A 17,170-nucleotide genomic window follows, 5' to 3' on the forward strand; every position below is an offset into this window, starting at 1 on the left:
GAGGCGGCTGGTAGACCTGATGGCATGGGCGTCGAGGAGTTCCTGGAGATCGTGCACGGGCTGCCGGAGGTCGTTCGGAACGACGGGCATCCGACGCTGAGCGGGTTCCGCGTACGGGACAAGGGGTTCTGCTACCTGGACGAGGCCGAGGCGACGATCATGCTCAAGGCCACCCGCGAGGAGCAGGCCGCGCTGGTCGCCGAGGACCCCGATATCTTCGCCGTCTCATGGACGTCCGGCCGGTTCGGCTGGGTGACGATCCGTCTCACGATGGTCGACCGCGACGAGCTGGCCGAGCTCGTCACCGAAGGCTGGCGCCTGTCGGCCCCCAAGCGCCTCGCCGCCTCGTACCTGTCCGGCACGCCCGGCGCCGAGGGCCCCTGACGCCCCCTCGATCCGGCCGCACAACGGCGTACGAAGTTCGCGGTCGCCGGCGTCGGTCAGTTGATCTGGCGGATCGCCTTCACCAGATCGCTGAGTTTCTCGAACCCCTCACCCTGATTTTTCAAGGTCTGAGCATCCCCCTCGCGTCCTGCATGCTCGGAAGTGGGGCTGACCACGAAGCCGTTCCCCTGGGCGAACATGCCGTCGTCGAGAGACACGACTCCGTAGAAACTCTTCTCCGCCTGAGGGATGGGGGCCGCTCCTGGCTTGGACTTGGCTCCAGGGAGCGGTGCGCCCTTCCAGTGCAAGAACCATACTGATTTGCCCTGCGGAAGGGATGAGCGCAGTGCTGATATCGAGTCAAGCGAATTCACGGTCGGTGGGGCAAAAGCTCCACCACCACTTCCTTGAGTTCAGGCCGGACCTCCCCCTCCAGTACCTCGATGGTACGAAGCACGACGGCCGCCATGGGAAGTCGGCCTTCTGGCGGTCCGACGACCCGTGTCTGGCGAACGCCGGTCACCTCGGCGACCACTACGGCGGTGGATTTCTGAACCCCGTCGGCCAGATCCTTGGGTGGGCGCGAAAGGAGAGCTCCGGGCATGCGGAATTTGTTGTAGACCGCGATGTCGCCCGGACGGTACAGATCGAGGTCCTGTCCAGAGTCTCGTTTTACATCGGCCTGGCTGCCTTGCGTTCTACCGCAGCCTGTCACGCCACCGGCCGTAAGGGCGACCCCGAGCGCAACGGCGGCCACTCGACGTACATATCCCGCCATGATGGCACCTTCCCTTCGAACCTGGCCGTATGGCGCCGGACAGTGCCTGTGCCGGGTGATGGTCAGGCGCTTGTGGACGGGGTCTGCGCTTGGGGCCCGCTGTCGGTACTGCGGGCTGAGCGGCGCAGGCGCTTTGAACGTCGGTGGCGCCAGAGGGCGTACGGGATCCAGATCAGCGCCGGGATCGCGGGATAGAGCTGCCAGTTGGCGGTGATGGGCTCGATGTACGTGCCGAACGGGCCGGTGCGTATCTCCACCTCCCGGCCATTGTCGTCCGGGGTGGCGCCCGAGATGTGGCCGGATCCCTGCTCGCCGTCGTCGGTACGCCACGTACCGGAACAGGCTTTGGACGTGACCTTGGAGTTCGAGTCGCGCATGCAGGAGGTCACCTGGGCGGTCGCCGGGTCACCCGCAGTGAAACCGAGGACGAGCCTGGCGGGCAGCACGCCGCAGCCGCTCGCGAAGAAGAGCAGGGCCCCGCTGATCCACAGACCTTTCAGTAACGTCTGCCGCATCTCATCAGGATGGTCTCATTTGACGCGGGGCGCGCCCGGATCAGTGGATGATGACGCGGTCGGTGGGAGCCGTGTTGTCAGGGGTCCAGCCGTCGTGGCCGGCGTCGGCCGTCCAGCGCTTCTTGCCGTGCCGGACCTCCGTCAGCCCGTACACCTGGGCGTGGGTGACGGCCCAGGAGGCGACGGCCCAGCCGTTGCGGGCGCTGGTCACCTTGACCGCGTCGGAGCCGCGAGGGGCGGGCGCGGACGTTTTCGCCCCGTCCTTGATGTTGGCGCTCAGTGCGATCGGCGTGTCCACCTGGAGGCGTCCGCCGAAGGCACGGCGCATCTCCCGCAGCGCTTCGGCGCGCCGGGGCTCGGTCTTCTTGTCCGGCGAGAACCAGCACCGTACGGAGGCCGCCTCGCGTCCGGTGAAGGCACGCGCCAGGAGCTTGCCGTCCGGTTCGTGCTGGGCGTACGCGTCGCCGTCCGCGCTGCGCTGGACGAGCTGGGCCGCGTCGTGCAGGTCGCGGTCCAGGTAATCCTTCACCTTGACCAGGGCGTCGAAGAACTTGCTGGTGGACTGGACGGGGTCGCGCAGCTTGTCCGGGCTGCCCCAGCCCTGGGACGGCCGCTGCTGGAACATCCCGACCGAGTCGCGGTCGCCGCCGGCCAGGTTGCGGATGTGCGACTCCTGGATCGCGGTCGCGTACGCGATCACCACGGCCCGTTCGGGCAGCCCCTTGCGGAACGCCACGCCCGAGATCGTGGCGGCGTTGGCGGCCTGCTCGAGGTCGAGCGGCATCTTGCCGAGCGTGGTGCGTACCTCGCAGTTGGAACCGTGCAGGTAGGGACGGGCTCGGTGGAACGCGGCGTACCCGCCGGCGCCCAGCAGGATCACGATCACCGTCGCCACGCCGGTCCAGCGCCACGGGTGGCGGCGCCCGGATCCGGCGCGCGCCCTCAACTTCGCCCATGCAGCCACGCGACGACCGTACCGGCAGATGGCCCCCGCTAAGCTCAGGCTTCATGACCGAATCGTTCACCAGCCCGATCTCCGGCACCATCGACGAGCTGTGGGAGCGGCGCACGGCCCTGACGCCGGACGACACCGACGCCCGCGCGGCCATCGTGGCGGCCGTGGACCAGCTCGACACCGGCGAGGCCCGGGTCGCCCATATCGACCCCGCGACCGACCAGGTGGTGGTGGACGAGCGCGCCAAGCGGGCGATCCTGCTGAGCTTCAAGGTGCTCGGGATGGCGCGTTCACAGGTCGGCGACTTCCAGTACCACGACCGCATCCCGCTCAAGACCCGGCTGGACGGCGTCCGCGTGGTCCCGGGCGCGATCGCCCGCTGGGGCGCCCACCTGGCGTCCGGCGTGGTGCTGATGCCCTCGTTCACCAACATCGGCGCGTACGTCGACTCCGGCACGATGGTCGACACGTGGGCCACCGTCGGGTCCTGCGCGCAGATCGGCAAGAACGTCCACCTGTCCGGCGGCGTCGGCATCGGCGGCGTGCTGGAGCCGCCGAACGCGGTGCCGGTGATCGTCGAGGACGAGGCCATGATCGGCAGCCGCTCGATGATCGTCGAGGGCGCCCGGGTGGGCCGCGGCGCGGTGGTCGGCTCCGGGACGAACCTGTCCGCCTCGATGCCCGTCATCGACGTCGAGACCGGCGAGGAGATCAGCCGCGGCCGCATCCCCGACTGGTGCGTCGCCGTCGGCGGCACCCGCTACAAGGAGTTCAAGGGCGGCACGTTCGGGCTGCCCGCGGTGCTGATCCTCAAGCGCCTGGAAGAGGGGCAGCGGCACGACAAGGCCGCCCTCAACGACATCCTGCGCGACCACGGCATCAACACCTGAGAACGCCGAAGGACCCGTGGCCGTGGCCATGGGTCCTTCGCGGTCTCAGCTGCGCTTGGCGTATTCGGCTATCTCCCCGAAGTCGAGCAGCACGCACGTCTCGTCCCCCACGACCTCGGCGTCGTGGCCGGGCGGGATGGCGACGACGTCGCCGGGGCTGATCTCCTTCGCGGTGCCGTCGGACAAGATGATCCGCATGTGCCCGGACTGGCAGTAGCCCAGATGGGACACCTCGCACAGGTCGGTGCCGGCGATCGGCTTGACGTTCGTCGACCAGCGCCAGCCGGGCTCGAAGATCCCGCGCCCGACCGGACGGCCCGCCATCATGACGACCTCGGCCTGACCGGCACCCTCGAATTTGCGCGTCTCATCGGGTTGCAGGAAATTCTTGATCTCGAACATGGCCATGGTTTCCTCCTTCTAAGCGGATTCATTGCCTGGCTCCGGCCCTACCCCTCGCCGGGTCGGGGGGAGCTCAACGGCGGGCATGCGTACGGCAACGGCGTGGCCGGCGGCCCGAGTGCGTACGCTTGCCGACCATGCTGGACTTGCGCGCGGACGTGGCGGACCTGACGGCGGCGATCGTCGACATCGAGTCGGTGAGCGGGGACGAGAAGGCCCTCGCCGACGCCGTCGAGGAGGCGCTCGCGGCGCTGCCGCACCTGACCGTCGTCCGCGACGGCGACACGCTCGTCGCCCGTACGGAGCTGGGACGGGCCGAGCGCGTCATCCTCGCCGGGCACCTCGACACCGTCCCGCTGAACGGCAACCTCCCGTCCCGCGTGGAGGGCGACCGGCTCTACGGGTGCGGTACGACCGACATGAAGAGCGGCGTCGCGGTCCAGTTGAAGCTGGCCGCCGCGCTGGCCGAGCCGAGCCGCGACATCACCTACGTGTTCTACGAGTGCGAGGAGATCGACGCCGCCCGCAACGGGCTCAAGCGGCTCGTCGAGACCCGCCCCGAGCTGCTCGCGGGCGACTTCGCGGTGCTGATGGAGCCGACCGGGGCCCTGATCGAGGGCGGCTGCCAGGGCACCCTGCGCGCGGAGATCACCGTTCGCGGCGAACGGGCCCACAGCGCCCGCGCCTGGATGGGCTCGAACGCGATCCACTCCGCCGGCCAGGTGCTGGACGTGCTGCGCGCGTACGAGCCCGCCCGTCCGGTCGTGGACGGGCTGGAGTACCACGAGGGCCTCAACGCCGTGTTCGTCCGGGGCGGGGTGGCCGGCAACGTGATCCCCGACGAGTGCGTGATCACGGTCAACCACCGCTTCGCCCCCGACAAGTCCCTGGCCGAGGCCGAGGCGTACATCAGGGAAACCTTCGCGGGCTTCGAGGTGGCCGTCGTGGACGCCGCGCCCGCCGCCCGCCCCGGTCTCGACCACCCGGCCGCCGCCGCGTTCGTGGCCGCGACCGGCGCCGAGGTACGGGCCAAGCTCGGCTGGACGGACGTGGCCCGGTTCACCGAACTGGGCGTCCCGGCCGTCAACTACGGCCCCGGCGAGCCGACCCTGGCCCACACCAAGGACGAGTACGTCGAGCTCCCCTTGATCGCCGACTGCGAGCGCCGGATGCTCGCCTGGCTCCGCTGACCAGCGGGTCTCCGTGGCCGTGATCGGCGAACGGCGGCTCAGGGGGTGGGCGCTTTGGCTACGGTGTGGGCATGACATCCGAGTTGAGCCCTCAGTCCCGGCGGCAGGGGCCCGCGATGCTGCGGGGCAAGGCCGTACCACCGACCACGACCGACCAGCGGCTGCTCGACAGCCGCGGGCCGTCGGACTGGCTGCACGCCGACCCGTGGCGGGTGCTGCGGATCCAGGCGGAGTTCGTGGAGGGGTTCGGGCTGCTGGCGGAGCTGCCCAAGGCGGTGAGCGTGTTCGGCAGCGCCCGGATCAAGCCCGGGTCGGACGAGTACGAGCTGGGCGTGGAGATCGGCGCCAAGCTGCACCAGGCCGGGTACGCGGTGGTCACCGGCGGCGGTCCGGGGATCATGGAGGCGGCGAACAAGGGCTGCAACGACGCCGGCGGCCTCTCGGTCGGGCTGGGCATCGAGCTGCCCTTCGAGCAGTCGATGAACGCCCATCTCGACATCGGGATGGAGTTCCGCTACTTCTTCGTCCGGAAGACGATGTTCGTCAAGTACTCGCAGGCCTTCGTGGTGCTGCCGGGCGGCTTCGGAACGCTGGACGAGCTGTTCGAGGCGATCACGCTGGTCCAGACCAAGAAGATCACCCGGTTCCCGATCGTCCTGATGGGGACCGAGTTCTGGAAGCCGCTGTTCGACTGGATCAACGGGACGCTGCTGGCCAAGGGCACGATCGGGCCCGACGACCCGGACCTGTTCCACCTCACCGACGACCCGGACGAGGCCGTCCGGTACATCGTCGACGGGCACACCAAGGCCGAGCAGGCGCTCATCGAGCAGCGCGCCCAGGCGGCCACCGCGGAGGAGGCGGACGCGTAACCCTCAGGCGAGGGGGAGCGTGACGATCGGCGGGCTGGTGGGCTGGGGCGATCCGCCGTCGGGTTCGATGGTGAGGCCGACCTTCTGAGCGTTGCCGAGCCCGGTGGTGATGACCGGCCCGGCCGGTCCCTGGCCGGAGCGCAGGAAGCCCGCGGGTCGCGGCGGCGTGGGGCCCATGGCCCAGAGCTGGTACGTCTTGCCGTCGGGGGGCCGCTGCAGCCGGGAGGCCGCGATCACGGCCTTGTCCAGCGAACGGGACGCCACGACCGTGACCGTGCCGGTGTGGGGCGAGGGTGCCTGTGCGGTCGCGGCCCGGGCGTCCGGTGCGGCGATGACCTCGGTGATCTGCCGGTTGAGCGCTCGGGCCTGGTCGGCGTTCTGGTCGAAGCGCACGGCTGCGGTGCCGGCGATCAGCGCCAGGACGAGGCAGGCCGCCGCGACCAGCCAGCCCGCGTGGCGGGTACGGGCGGCGCGCAGGTTGCGGGACAGGCGCGGCGGGAGCTGCCGGGTGCGCTGGATGTCGGCGAAGACGCGGTCGTGCAGGCCGGGCGGTGGCTGCCCGGCCGCGCCCAGGGCGAGCCGGGACGAGGTCTCCCGCAGGCTGCGGACCTCTTCGGCGCAGGTGGGGCACTCGGCCAGATGGCCCTCGAAGCGGCGGCGCTCGGTGTCGGACAGCGCGTCCAGGGCGTACGCGCCGGCGAGGGTGTGCGAGTCGTGGGTCATCACTGGACTCCCAGGCAGTCGCGCAGGCGGATGAGGCCGTCGCGCATCCGCGTCTTGATGGCGGCCAGGCCGACGCCGAGGAGCTCGGCCACCTCGCGGTAGGTGTAGCCGCCGTAGTAGGCCAGGGTGATCGATTCGCGCTGGACGTCGGTGAGCCCGTTCAGGCAGCGGCGGACCTGCTGGTGCTCCAGGCGGGTCTCGACCTGCTCGGAGACCTGGTCGTAGTCGGGCGGGGGCGCGCCGGCGCGTTCCTCCCGGTTGCGGCCCGCCTGCGCCGAACGGACCCGGTCCACCGCGCGGCGGTGCGCGAGCGTCATCGCCCACGCGGTGGCGCTGCCCCGGGACGGCTCGTAGTGCGAGGCCTTCCGCCACAGTTCGACCAGGACCTCCTGCGCGACCTCTTCGGCCTGGGCGGCGTCCCGGACGATCCGCAGCGCCAGCCCGTAGACGGGCCCGGACAGCCGCGCGTAGACCTGCTCGAACGCGTCCTGGTCGCCCCGGGCGACGCGGTCGAACAGCTCGGCCAGCTCCGGCGGGCCGGGCCGGGGCTCCGGGGGCCGGTTCCTCTGCGGATCGTTCATCGTCACATGGGTGATTCGACGCTGATGGGCCTGCGGATAGGTGCGATCTTCCGCCAGTTCTAGCAGGTCGGCGAACGCGTGTCCGGGCCGCGGGCGAAACGGCGACCCATCCGGATCCCGTACGGCTCCGAATGCGGAGTGTGACAAGCCGAAGAGAGAGGTTCGCCTCCGCCGTATCCGGGCTCCTCGCCGCCGCCGTGGCGATGGGGATCGCGGAGCTGGTGGCCGGCGCGCTGGGCCGGGCCACCGCGTCCCCGCTGTTCGCGGTGGGCGCGGCGTTCATCGATCTGACCCCGGTATGGCTGAAGGACTACGCGATCCGCACCTTCGGGAGCAGCGACAAGCTCGTCCTGCTGCTCGGTCTCGGTGCGGGCATCGCCGTGGCCGCCCTCGCGCTCGGCCTGCTGGCCCGGCGCTGGCTGCGGTGGGGCCTGGCCGGGCTGGCCGCGTTCGGGGCCGTCGGTGTCGTCGCCGCGCTCACGCGTCCCACCGCGCAGATCCTCGATGTCGTTCCCACCTTGGTGGGCGTCGGCAGCGGGATGGTGGCGCTGGCCGTTCTGCACAGGCTTCCCCAGCAGGCGTCCACTGACCGGCGGCGGCTGCTGCTGGGCGGGGCCGGCGCGGTCGCGGTGGCGGCTGGAAGCGCTGTAGGCGGACGGTTCCTGCTGGGACGGCAGGACGTGTCGGCCGCTCGCAAGGCGATCCGCCTCCCGGCCCCGGCCGATCGTGCGCTGACCGTACCGCCGGGGGCGCAGGTACGGGTGCCGGGCATGCCCTCGTTCACCACGCCCAACGCCGCCTTCTACCGGGTCGACACCGCGCTCACCCTGCCGCAGGTCGATCCGCGCGACTGGACGCTGCGCATCCACGGCATGGTGAAAAACCCGATCGAGCTGTCCTTCGACGAACTGCTGGACCGGGCCCTGACCGAACGCGACATCACGATCTCGTGCGTGTCCAACGAGGTCGGCGGCACCCTGGCCGGGAACGCCCGCTGGCTCGGCGCCCCGCTGGCGGCGCTGCTGCGCGAGGCCGGGGTCGCCTCGGGCGCCGACCAGATCCTGTCGCGCTCGTCCGACGGCATGACCCTCAGCACCCCGCTGGACGTGGTCCTGGACGGCCGGGACGCGCTCCTGGCCGTGGCCATGAACGGCGAGGCGCTGCCGGTCGAGCACGGCTTCCCGGCCCGGCTGGTCGTCCCCGGCCTGTACGGCTACGTCTCGGCGACCAAGTGGGTCGTCGATCTCAAGGTCACCCGGTTCGCGACCGACCCGGCGTACTGGACGGAGCGCGGCTACGCCGAGCGCGCGCCGATCAAGACGTTCTCCCGGATCGACGTGCCCAAGCCGTTCGCCCGCGTCAAGGCCGGCCGCGTCGCGGTCGCCGGTACGGCCTGGGCCCAGCACCGGGGCGTGGACGCCGTGGAATGGCAGGTCGACGACGGCCCCTGGCGTACCGCGCGGCTGGCACCCGTACCGGGCCTGGACACCTGGCGGCAATGGGTCGCCGAGTGGAACGCCACCCCCGGTACCCACACCCTGCGCGTGCGCGCCACTGACGGCACCGGGACGACCCAGCCCGAGGAACGCGCCCGCCCGCTCCCCGACGGAGCCACCGGCTGGCATTCGGTGGTGATCACCATCACCTAATCCCCGCTCTTCGACCCTTCAGGCAACGCATTCCATCGATACAAGGAGACCATCATGAACACCCGGATCATCCCCGCCGTCCTGCTCACCGCCGGCCTGGCCCTGGGCATGGCCGCCTGCGGCGGCTCCGAGGAGGAGCCCTCGTCGGCCGCCTCGCCGTCGGCCCCGGCCACCAGCGCGCCCGCCGCCCCGGTGGCCGCGGACAAGCCGTTCGGCTCCGCCTGCTCGGCCGTCCCCGCCGACGGCAAGGGCAGCTTCTCCGGTATGGCCGCCGACCCGGTCGCCACCGCCGCCTCCAACAACCCCGTGCTGTCCACGCTGGTCGGCGCGGTCAAGGAGGCCGGCCTGGTCGACACCCTGAACTCGGCGCAGAACGTCACCGTGTTCGCGCCGACCAACGACGCGTTCAGCAAGATCCCCAAGGCCACGCTCGACAAGGTCCTGTCGGACAAGAAGGCCCTGACGGGGATCCTGACGTACCACGTCGTCGGCCAGAAGGTCGCTCCGGCCGACCTGGGCTCGGGCGACTTCAAGACCCTGCAGGGGGCCATGGTCAAGTCCAGTGGTTCTGGGGAGTCCTTCAAGGTGAACGATGCCAACGTGGTGTGCGGCAACGTCAAGACCGCCAACGCCACCGTCTACATTGTCGACACCGTCCTCATGCCGCCCGCGTAGCGGGCCCAAGGCGCCGGTGGACGGCCAGGACCCACAGTGTGGGAGGACCGGCCGTCCACCGGCCTTTTCTGTCAGCGGCCTGCGGTGGCGGGAGTGGTGAGGCGGCCGTCGTGGACTTCGGCGATGGCGTCGACGGCGGTCAGGTGGGAGCGGTCGTGGGTGACCAGGACGGTCGCGGTGGCGCGCTGGTGGGTCAGGTCGGTGAGCAGCTCCAGCACCGCGGCGCCGCGCTCGTGGTCGAGGGCGCTGGTGGGCTCGTCGACCAGGAGGACCGCGGGGTCGTTCATGAGGGCGCGGGCGATGTTGACGCGCTGGCGCTCGCCACCGGAGAGCTGGTGGGGGCGGCGGCCGGCCAGTGTGGCCAGGCCGACCGCGTCGAGCAGTTCCAGGGCGCGGCCCCGGGCCTTGGCGGGGCTGCGCCCGTCGAGGTGGGCCATGGCCTGCAGTTGCTCTGCGGCGGTCAGCGAGGGCAGCAGGTTGGGCTGCTGGAAGACGATGCCGACGGTGCCGCGGCGCAGGGTCGTCAGCTCGTTGCGGCTCAGGCCGGTGGTATCGGTGCCGGCGATGCTGACGCGTCCGCTGTCGGGGGTGATGAGGGTGGCCGCGACGGCGAGCAGGCTGGACTTGCCCGAGCCCGAGGGGCCGACGACGGCGGTGACGGTGCCGGCCGGCACGGTCAGGCTGACCTGGTCGAGCGCGGTCAGGCGGCCGGTGCCGTCGGGGTAAGTGAGGGTGATGCCGGTGAGTTCGAGGCCGGTGGGGGCGGTACGGGCGTTCATCGGGCTGCTCCCAGCGCGGTCAGCGGGTCGACGGAGGTGATGCGGCGGATGGAGAGGGCGGCGCCGAGCGCCCCGAGCGCGATCATGATGGCCATCGGGAGCAGGACCGTGCCCGCGCCCAGGACGAACGGCACGGCGCTGCCGCCGACGGCGGCGCCGATGGCGGCCGCGAGCGCGGTACCGATCCCGGTGCCGAGGGCGAGCAGGACGACGGCCTGGCCGAGGGCGTCCTTGAGCAGGTAGCGGGTGGAGGCGCCCAGGGCCTTGAGTACGGCGATGTCGCCGCTGCGCTGGATCGTCCAGACGGTGAAGAAGGCGCCGATGACCAGGGCGGAGATGGCGAACAGGAAGATCCGCATGAGCTGCAGCGAGCCGTTCTCCGCCGTGAACGAGCCGATCGCCTGGAGCGAGTCGCCGGTGGTCACGGTCTTCGTGCCCAGTTTGGCGTCGGCTGCGGGCAGGTCGGCGCCGGAGGTGGTGGTCAGCGCGATGGCCGTCGCCTGTTCGGCGCCGGTGGCGGGGGCGGGGGCGTCCAAGCGCTGCCAGTCGGCCAGGGAGGTCCACACCACTGGGGCGTGGCTGTACATGGCGTCGCCGGAGATGGCACCGATGGTCATCCGGTGCCCGGACAGCGTGATGGCCTGCCCGGCCTCCACGCCCAGTTCCTCGGCGGCCCGGGTGGACAGGACGATGGTGCCGTCCTTGACGTCGCCCGGCGCCAGGGACGAGCCAGGCTGGACGCCGAACGCCGACAGAGAGGCGCTGGTCTTGCCCGCCAAGCCCTTGGTCATCGAGATGCCGAGGGGGTCGGCGGAGGTGACCCCGGGGACCTGCGACCACTGGCGCCAGGTGTCCTGGCCCAATTGCGAGTCGGTGAACGAGACGCCCTTGGCCGCGTCCGGGGAGGAGAACACGAGGTGGTCGGCGGGCAGCGAGGTGATGGCGGAGGTGTTCTCCCGGCCCAGGCCCGCCATCAGCCCGGAGAGCAGCCCGACCAGCAGCGTGATGAGCACGATCACCGCGCCCATCAGCGCGAACCTGCCCTTGGCGAATCTGAGGTCTCTCCAGGCGACGAACACGGTCCTGCCCACCTTCGGTTCCTGCGGGCCGGGCCCGATGCCCGGCGGCTTATCTCCACCCTCGCCGCCGGCGCGCCCGCCGGCATCGGGCCCGCGATCGCCGTGCGATGGCCGAAGGATCCATCCCGGGCTCAACCTTTCGAACGATGCGCCGATCATCGCCGCCGCATATCCTGACCTGGCCGGACGTGGCGCCTTGGGCCCCGGACGGTCTCCGCTCGCCGCCGATGAGAGCTCCATGGACGACCGTTCGCCGACTCCCACGCTGACCTCGACGCTGACTCCCGTGCTGCGCATCCTGAGTGCCTGCCTGCATCTGCTGGTGGCGGTACTGCTGGCGCTGGCGGCCGTACGGGCCGTCGCAGAGGGCACCGGCGACGCCGCAGCGGTGGTGGCCGCCGCCGTGGCCGTCGCGGTGATCTACGGCGCCGGGCCTCTGCTGCGGCCGGTGCGCACGCGGGTACGGGCGGCGGCCTTGTGGCTGGCGGCGGTGATGCTGGCCTGGCTGGTGCTGCTCGCGCTGACGCCCGATGGCATCTGGCTCGCGTTCCCGCTCTTCTTCGTCCAGCTGCACCTGCTGCCGCCGCGCTGGTCGGTGCCCGCCGTCATCGCCACGACCGGCCTGGCCATCACCGGCTTCGGCTGGCACGCCCACACGTTCAGCATCGGTACGGTCATCGGGCCGGTGCTCGGCGCCGCCGTCGCCGTCGCGGTGGTCTTCGGCTACCAGGCGCTTTACCGGGAGAGCGAGCAGCGCCAACGCTTGATCGAGGAGCTGACCGCCGCCCGCAGCGAACTCGCCGCCGCCGAGCACGCGCGCGGCGTCCTGGCCGAACGCGAACGTCTGTCCCGCGAGATCCACGACACCCTGGCTCAGGGGCTGTCCAGCATCCAGCTGCTCCTGCGGGCGGCCGAACGCGCCCTGCCCGAACGCCCGTCCGCCGCCCTCGACCACGTCCAGCACGCCCGGCAGGCCGCCGCCGACAATCTCGACGAGGCGCGGCGGTTCGTCCAGGCCCTGAGCCCGCCCGCGCTGGAAGAGGGTTCGCTGCCCGCGGCGCTGGAACGGCTGTGCGCCACCACCCGCTCCCCGGGCCTGTCCATCCGCTGCCACACGTCCGGTACGCCGACGGAGCTGCCCACTCCGCACGAGGTCGCGCTGCTGCGCATCGCCCAGTCGGCGCTCGCCAACACCGTCCAGCACGCCCAGGCCACGCGCGTCGAGCTGACGCTCAGCTACATGGGCACCGAGGTCGCCCTCGACGTCGTCGACGACGGGCGCGGCTTCCACCCCGGCGATCTGCCGGCACCGGGCACCAACGGGTCCGGCTCCGGCTTCGGGATCGCCGCGATGCGCGCCCGCGCCCGCGCGCTCCATGGCACCCTCAGCATCGAGTCCGCCCCGGATCAGGGCACCGCCCTCGCCGTCACCCTCCCGGTATCCGCGCACGCTTCCGAGGAGGCCGACACATGACCCAGCCGCCCCCGCCGATCCGGTTGCTGCTCGCCGATGACCATCCGGTGGTACGGGCCGGGCTGCGCGCCGTACTGGAGACCGAGCCCGGCTTCACCGTCGTCGCCGACGTCCCGACCGCCGAGGAGGCCGTACGGCTGGCCGGCCGGCTGGAGGTGGACGTCGTGCTGATGGACCTGCAGTTCGGCGGCGAGATGCTCGGCTCCCAGGCCACCGCCGCCATCACCGCCCGCGAGGGCGCGCCCCACGTCCTGATCCTGACCACGTACGAGACCGACGCCGACATCCTGGCCGCCATCGAGGCGGGCGCGGCGGGCTACCTGCTCAAGGACGCCCCGCCCGAGGAGCTCGCCGCCGCCGTGCGTACCGCCGCGTCCGGCAAGTCCGCGCTCGCCCCGGCCATCGCGCTGCGGCTGATGGACCGGATGCGCGACCCGTCCACCGCGCTGACCCGCCGGGAGACGGAGATCCTGCAACTGGTCGCCGACGGCCTGTCCAACGCCCAGATCAGCAAGCGCCTCTTCCTCAGCCAGGCCACCGTCAAGTCGCACCTGGCGCACATCTACAGCAAGCTCGGGGTCGACTCCCGTACGTCCGCCGTGGCCGCCGCCACCGCCCAAGGCCTCATCCGCCGCTGACCCGCCCAGGTTGACTCGTGGCGTGTTAGGCTCGTTCGAGCGCTTGGACGGCGAACACGCCACGAGTCAACGGGGGGTTAGGCGGGCTGGGGGGTGCGGAGCTGGTCGTCGGGGTCGGCCAGGCCGCCCAGGGCGGGCCTGCGGCCGTGCTTCATCCACAGGGCCACGGCCAGGCCGACCGCGCCCACGATCGCCGCGTACAGGTAGCCGTTGGTGAAGGCGCTCGGATCGTGGACGACCGCGTGCGTCTTCGGGTCGGTGGCGACCACCTGGTTCGCCATCACGACGCCGGTGAGGGTGCTGCCCATGGACGCGGCCAGCAGCGAGTTCATCGAGCCGATCGTGTTGCCGACACCGCTCTGCGAGGCCGGGAGCGCGTCCTGGACCAGGTTGGCGTTCGCGGAGTGCAGGAAACCGACCGCCAGGCCGGCCGCGATGCTCATCACCCCGACCTGCCACTGCAGGGCGGGCAGCCGGGCGCCCAGGTACATGACCAGCAGGAAGAACGCGGCAGCGCCGAGCAGCACCTGCCGGGCCCCGATCCGCTTGGCCAGGACGCCGCCGAGCGGCCCGGCGAACATCGCCACGATGCCGAGCGGGCACGTCCAGAGTGCGAACTCGGTCGCCGACAGGCCCGCGCCGTAGGTCGTCCCCGCCGCCCCGTCCGGGGTCTGCAGCATGGTCGGGACGATGATCGCGTGGGCGTTCATCATGTACGAGACGCACCCGACGGCCAGCAGCGTCGGGCCGAAGCGGGGGCCCATCAGGACCTTCGGGGCGATCAGCGGGTTCGCGGCCGTCCGCTGCCGCTGCAGGAAGGCGGCCAGCAGCACGATCCCCGCGAGCAGGAAGCCGATCGCGGGCGCCGACGTCCAGCCCACGGACGCGCCGCGGGACAGGCCGACCATCAGCAGCCCGGCCGCCGGGCCGAGCAGGACCACGCTCAGGTAGTCGATCGGGCGGTCGACCCGGACCGGGCTCTCGGGGATCAGCCACGCGTACAGCGGCAGCAGCACCCCCAGGTAGATCGCCATGAACCAGAAGATGCTGCGGTAGCCCGCGCCGTCGATGAGCCAGCCGGCGACGAACGGCCCCGCGATGGCCGACATGCCGATGCCGGTGACCACCGTGCCGAGGGCGATCGGGACGAACTCGCGCGGCATGATGTCGCGGACCAGGCTGTAGGACAGCCCGACGATCCCGACCATCGTGCCCTGGACGGCCCGGCCGAGCAGGAGCAGCGCGAACGAGTCCGTCACGGCGCACAGCACGCTGCCGGCGATGAACCCGCAGCCGAGCAGCAGGATGATCCGCTTCTTGCCGTACTTGTCGGCCGCCTTGCCGATCAGCGGCATGACCGCCGCGCCGGTGAGGGTGAGGATCCCGACGACCCACGCGGTCTGGGTGGTCTGGAAGTCGGCGGCCACGTGCGGGATGGCCGGCAGCACCATGAGGATCTCGAAGGTGGCTATCTCGGAGAACAGGATGATGAGCGCGAGCGCGGCGAACAGAAGGCGCTTGGGCGGCGCGCCATGGGGTGGGTCGAGATCGAGCGCCATGGGATCCTTCGATCGGTTTTACGGGGGCGAATCGACGGTCGCTATATGAGTCGGCGGTCGTTGTGGAAATACCGAAACTAATGCGCGGAAGAAGGTCCGCAAGGTGCGTCCCGCTCAGTGAGACCCGGCACATTAACCCGCGAATGAGGTAGGAAATAACTGCGCTCGCGAAGGACCGTTGACAAGTTAAGGTCTGTTACTTAACGATGGTCGGGACCATCGGCGGCCGCGCTCAGGGCCCGCCCAGGTCGCTAGGAGGGCCCATGGCGTACGTGTTCCCCACCCCGATCGATCCGCTGGCCGCCTACGGGCCGCTCATCGCGGCCCGTACCGCCGACGCCGATGACGAGAAGCCGGGCTACGAGCGCCTGGTGGCCGAGCCGATGACGCCGACGATCGGCGCGGAGGTCGGGGGTGTCCGGCTGTCGGGCGACCTGGACGGCGCGACGATGGACGAGCTGCGTCGCGCGCTCCTGGAGTTCAAGGTCCTGGTCTTCCGCGACCAGGACATCGGGCGCGACGAGCAGCGCGCGTTCGCTTCCCGGTGGGGCGAGCTGGAGCGGCACCCGTTCTTCGTCTACACCCAACCCGGTCAGACCGACGTGGACGTCGTGACGCTGGCGAAGGACGCCGCCGCGCCCGGCATGGAGAACAACTGGCACCACGACATCACCTGGCACGCCACGCCCTCGTTCGGTGCCGTGCTGCGCGCGGTCGAGGTCCCGCCGGTGGGCGGCGACACGCTCTGGGCGGACATGTACGCCGCGTACGACCTGCTGCCCGAGGACCTGCGGGAACGCGTCGATCCGCTGTACGCCGAGCACGACTGGATCGACTCGTTCGGACGGGCGATGCCGCCCGAGGCCGTCGAGGCGCTGCGGCCGACGTTCCCCGCCGTACGGCATCCGGTCGTACGGGTGCACCCGGAGACGGGCCGCCGGGCGCTGTTCGTCAACATGCTCTTCACCACGCGGATCCTGGACGTCCCGGACGAGGAGTCCGCCGAGTTGCTGCGGATGCTCTACCGGCACGTGCAGCGGCCGGAGTTCCAGTGCAGGCTGCGGTGGCGGCCGGGCACGGTGGCCTTCTGGGACAACCGTTCCTGCCAGCACTACGCGTCCAGCGACTACCACCCCGCGCGGCGGGTGATGGACCGCATCTCCATCGCCGGAGACCGTCCCGTCGGCGTGGCGGGCTGACGGAGCCGTCCGGTGGCCTGGCCGCCCGGCCGGGCGGCCCGGCGGCTCAGTCCGCCGGGTACGGGGCGCGCAGCAGCGCGACCAGCATCTCCTTCAGGTCGGAGATGACCTGGCCGAGCGCCGGGCCTCTGCCGGCGGGCGCGTTGGCGCGCTGCCGCTCGTAGTCGGCGAGGACCTGGAACGTCGTCATCACCAGCCAGCGGTTCCGGCGCTCGAACTCCGCGTTCGGCAGGCCGGGCAGCAGCCGCCTCAGCTCCTTGCGCATGTAGCGCAGGCCGGGCGGATCGGGCGGGTCGGGCAGGGCCGCGGAGACGGTTCCGGACGCGCTCGCCTGGTCGGGCCGCCACGGGGAGTCGACCATCGGGTGCTCCATCACGTTGGCCAGGAAGCGCAGGTACCAGGTGCGCCCGCTGGAGGCGGTGATCGTGTCGACCAGGGGCATCACGAGCAGGTTGACCAGCGCGACGAAGGACGGGGGCTCGGGGGAGTCCCGCAGCGCGTCGACCAGTTCCGCGCGGCGCGCGTCCACCCGCCGCGAGCGGGCGGTGATGATCGCGCTGATCAGGCCCTCCTTGGACCCGAAGTGGTACTGCGCGGCGGAGTTGTTGCGCTGCCCGGCCTCGATGCCGACCGCGCGCAGCGACACCGACTCGATGCCGAACTCGGCGAACAGCCGCTCGGCGACGTCGATGAGCCTGGCGCGGGTGTCCTGCGCGGCAGGGGCCGCCGCCTCTGTCTCCGCCGCGTCCGCCCGCGCCGCGTCCGCCGGTCCCGCCGCTGCCGGTGCCGTCCGTCCCGTGCTCACGCCGACCACCTTACCCAGCGCGT

Annotated in this window: 20 protein-coding genes; 9 read left to right on the forward strand and 11 right to left on the reverse strand. The window is 71.4% G+C overall.

The annotated features are described in order from the left end of the window. The first annotated feature begins 24 nt into the window (after nt 1-24). The gene (locus tag ACH34Q_RS23850) at nt 25-384 is read left to right on the forward strand and encodes an MmcQ/YjbR family DNA-binding protein (RefSeq protein ID WP_395985250.1); all 360 of its coding nucleotides are present in this window, start codon (nt 25-27) and stop codon (nt 382-384) included. Between the two features lie 56 nt (nt 385-440). Here the strand turns inward: ACH34Q_RS23850 and ACH34Q_RS23855 are convergent, their stop codons facing one another. The 4 genes from ACH34Q_RS23855 to ACH34Q_RS23870 all read right to left on the reverse strand — a co-directional run bounded on the left by ACH34Q_RS23855 (nt 441) and on the right by ACH34Q_RS23870 (nt 2,641). Beyond that, a complete protein-coding gene (locus ACH34Q_RS23855; protein ID WP_395985251.1) occupies nt 441-602 on the reverse strand; it encodes a hypothetical protein in 162 nt (53 codons plus the stop codon). 152 nt (nt 603-754) lie between these two features. Continuing rightward, nucleotides 755-1,162, reverse strand: a complete 408-nt coding sequence (locus ACH34Q_RS23860; protein WP_395985252.1) for a hypothetical protein — start codon at nt 1,160-1,162, stop codon at nt 755-757. A gap of 62 nt (nt 1,163-1,224) precedes the next feature. Further along, a complete protein-coding gene (locus ACH34Q_RS23865) occupies nt 1,225-1,677 on the reverse strand; it encodes a hypothetical protein (RefSeq protein ID WP_395985253.1) in 453 nt (150 codons plus the stop codon). Nucleotides 1,678-1,717: 40 nt separating this feature from the next. Continuing rightward, nucleotides 1,718-2,641 carry a hypothetical protein gene (locus tag ACH34Q_RS23870; RefSeq protein ID WP_395985254.1) on the reverse strand — a complete coding sequence of 308 codons (924 nt, stop codon included), beginning with the start codon at nt 2,639-2,641 and terminating at the stop codon, nt 1,718-1,720. A 44-nt stretch (nt 2,642-2,685) separates the two neighbouring features. Here ACH34Q_RS23870 and ACH34Q_RS23875 point away from each other — a divergent pair, with 44 nt between their 5' ends. Next, entirely contained in the window at nt 2,686-3,522 is an 837-nt protein-coding gene (locus ACH34Q_RS23875; RefSeq protein WP_395985255.1) for a 2,3,4,5-tetrahydropyridine-2,6-dicarboxylate N-succinyltransferase, read from the forward strand. A 45-nt stretch (nt 3,523-3,567) separates the two neighbouring features. Here the strand turns inward: ACH34Q_RS23875 and ACH34Q_RS23880 are convergent, their stop codons facing one another. Continuing rightward, entirely contained in the window at nt 3,568-3,930 is a 363-nt protein-coding gene (locus ACH34Q_RS23880; RefSeq protein ID WP_395985256.1) for a cupin domain-containing protein, read from the reverse strand. 131 nt (nt 3,931-4,061) lie between these two features. Between ACH34Q_RS23880 and dapE the strand changes: the two genes are divergently transcribed. Both dapE and ACH34Q_RS23890 read left to right on the forward strand, forming a co-directional pair. Next, nucleotides 4,062-5,114 carry a succinyl-diaminopimelate desuccinylase gene (gene dapE / locus ACH34Q_RS23885; RefSeq protein WP_395985257.1) on the forward strand — a complete coding sequence of 351 codons (1,053 nt, stop codon included), beginning with the start codon at nt 4,062-4,064 and terminating at the stop codon, nt 5,112-5,114. A gap of 71 nt (nt 5,115-5,185) precedes the next feature. Then, entirely contained in the window at nt 5,186-5,986 is an 801-nt protein-coding gene (locus tag ACH34Q_RS23890; RefSeq protein WP_395985258.1) for a TIGR00730 family Rossman fold protein, read from the forward strand. A gap of 3 nt (nt 5,987-5,989) precedes the next feature. On the opposite strand, the gene ACH34Q_RS23895 is transcribed toward ACH34Q_RS23890, so the two are convergent. Together ACH34Q_RS23895 and sigK are read right to left on the reverse strand one after the other, a co-directional pair. Then, on the reverse strand, nt 5,990-6,709 hold the full coding sequence (locus ACH34Q_RS23895) for an anti-sigma factor domain-containing protein (protein WP_395985259.1): 720 nt from the start codon (nt 6,707-6,709) through the stop codon (nt 5,990-5,992). Beyond that, the gene (gene sigK, locus ACH34Q_RS23900; RefSeq protein WP_395985260.1) at nt 6,709-7,290 is read right to left on the reverse strand and encodes an ECF RNA polymerase sigma factor SigK; all 582 of its coding nucleotides are present in this window, start codon (nt 7,288-7,290) and stop codon (nt 6,709-6,711) included. Before sigK ends, ACH34Q_RS23895 begins: the two co-directional genes overlap by 1 nt. A gap of 203 nt (nt 7,291-7,493) precedes the next feature. Between sigK and ACH34Q_RS23905 the strand changes: the two genes are divergently transcribed. After that, complete coding sequence (locus ACH34Q_RS23905) at nt 7,494-8,939, forward strand: molybdopterin-dependent oxidoreductase (RefSeq protein ID WP_395985383.1); 1,446 nt, start codon at nt 7,494-7,496, stop codon at nt 8,937-8,939. A 54-nt stretch (nt 8,940-8,993) separates the two neighbouring features. Beyond that, nucleotides 8,994-9,614 carry a fasciclin domain-containing protein gene (locus ACH34Q_RS23910; RefSeq protein ID WP_395985261.1) on the forward strand — a complete coding sequence of 207 codons (621 nt, stop codon included), beginning with the start codon at nt 8,994-8,996 and terminating at the stop codon, nt 9,612-9,614. A gap of 71 nt (nt 9,615-9,685) precedes the next feature. Here the strand turns inward: ACH34Q_RS23910 and ACH34Q_RS23915 are convergent, their stop codons facing one another. Together ACH34Q_RS23915 and ACH34Q_RS23920 are read right to left on the reverse strand one after the other, a co-directional pair. Further along, nucleotides 9,686-10,393, reverse strand: coding sequence for an ABC transporter ATP-binding protein (locus ACH34Q_RS23915; protein WP_395985262.1), 708 nt, complete (start codon nt 10,391-10,393; stop codon nt 9,686-9,688). Next, a complete protein-coding gene (locus ACH34Q_RS23920) occupies nt 10,390-11,484 on the reverse strand; it encodes an ABC transporter permease (RefSeq protein ID WP_395985263.1) in 1,095 nt (364 codons plus the stop codon). The genes ACH34Q_RS23915 and ACH34Q_RS23920 overlap by 4 nt, the downstream gene beginning before the upstream one ends. 226 nt (nt 11,485-11,710) lie before the next feature. Between ACH34Q_RS23920 and ACH34Q_RS23925 the strand changes: the two genes are divergently transcribed. Then, a complete protein-coding gene (locus tag ACH34Q_RS23925; protein WP_395985264.1) occupies nt 11,711-12,946 on the forward strand; it encodes a sensor histidine kinase in 1,236 nt (411 codons plus the stop codon). Further along, nucleotides 12,943-13,584, forward strand: a complete 642-nt coding sequence (locus tag ACH34Q_RS23930) for a response regulator (RefSeq protein WP_395985265.1) — start codon at nt 12,943-12,945, stop codon at nt 13,582-13,584. The genes ACH34Q_RS23925 and ACH34Q_RS23930 overlap by 4 nt, the downstream gene beginning before the upstream one ends. 77 nt (nt 13,585-13,661) lie before the next feature. Here ACH34Q_RS23930 and ACH34Q_RS23935 read toward each other — a convergent pair whose 3' ends face one another. Then, nucleotides 13,662-15,143 (reverse strand): MFS transporter, encoded by a 1,482-nt coding sequence (locus tag ACH34Q_RS23935; RefSeq protein WP_395985266.1) that lies wholly within the window; start codon nt 15,141-15,143, stop codon nt 13,662-13,664. Between the two features lie 263 nt (nt 15,144-15,406). Here ACH34Q_RS23935 and ACH34Q_RS23940 point away from each other — a divergent pair, with 263 nt between their 5' ends. Further along, complete coding sequence (locus ACH34Q_RS23940; RefSeq protein ID WP_395985267.1) at nt 15,407-16,342, forward strand: TauD/TfdA dioxygenase family protein; 936 nt, start codon at nt 15,407-15,409, stop codon at nt 16,340-16,342. 46 nt (nt 16,343-16,388) lie between these two features. Here ACH34Q_RS23940 and ACH34Q_RS23945 read toward each other — a convergent pair whose 3' ends face one another. Beyond that, complete coding sequence (locus ACH34Q_RS23945) at nt 16,389-17,147, reverse strand: TetR/AcrR family transcriptional regulator (RefSeq protein WP_395985268.1); 759 nt, start codon at nt 17,145-17,147, stop codon at nt 16,389-16,391. Nucleotides 17,148-17,170 lie beyond the last annotated feature (23 nt).

The sequence above is a fragment of the Actinomadura sp. 9N407 genome (assembly GCF_044326315.1).
Lineage (GTDB): Bacteria > Actinomycetota > Actinomycetes > Streptosporangiales > Streptosporangiaceae > Spirillospora.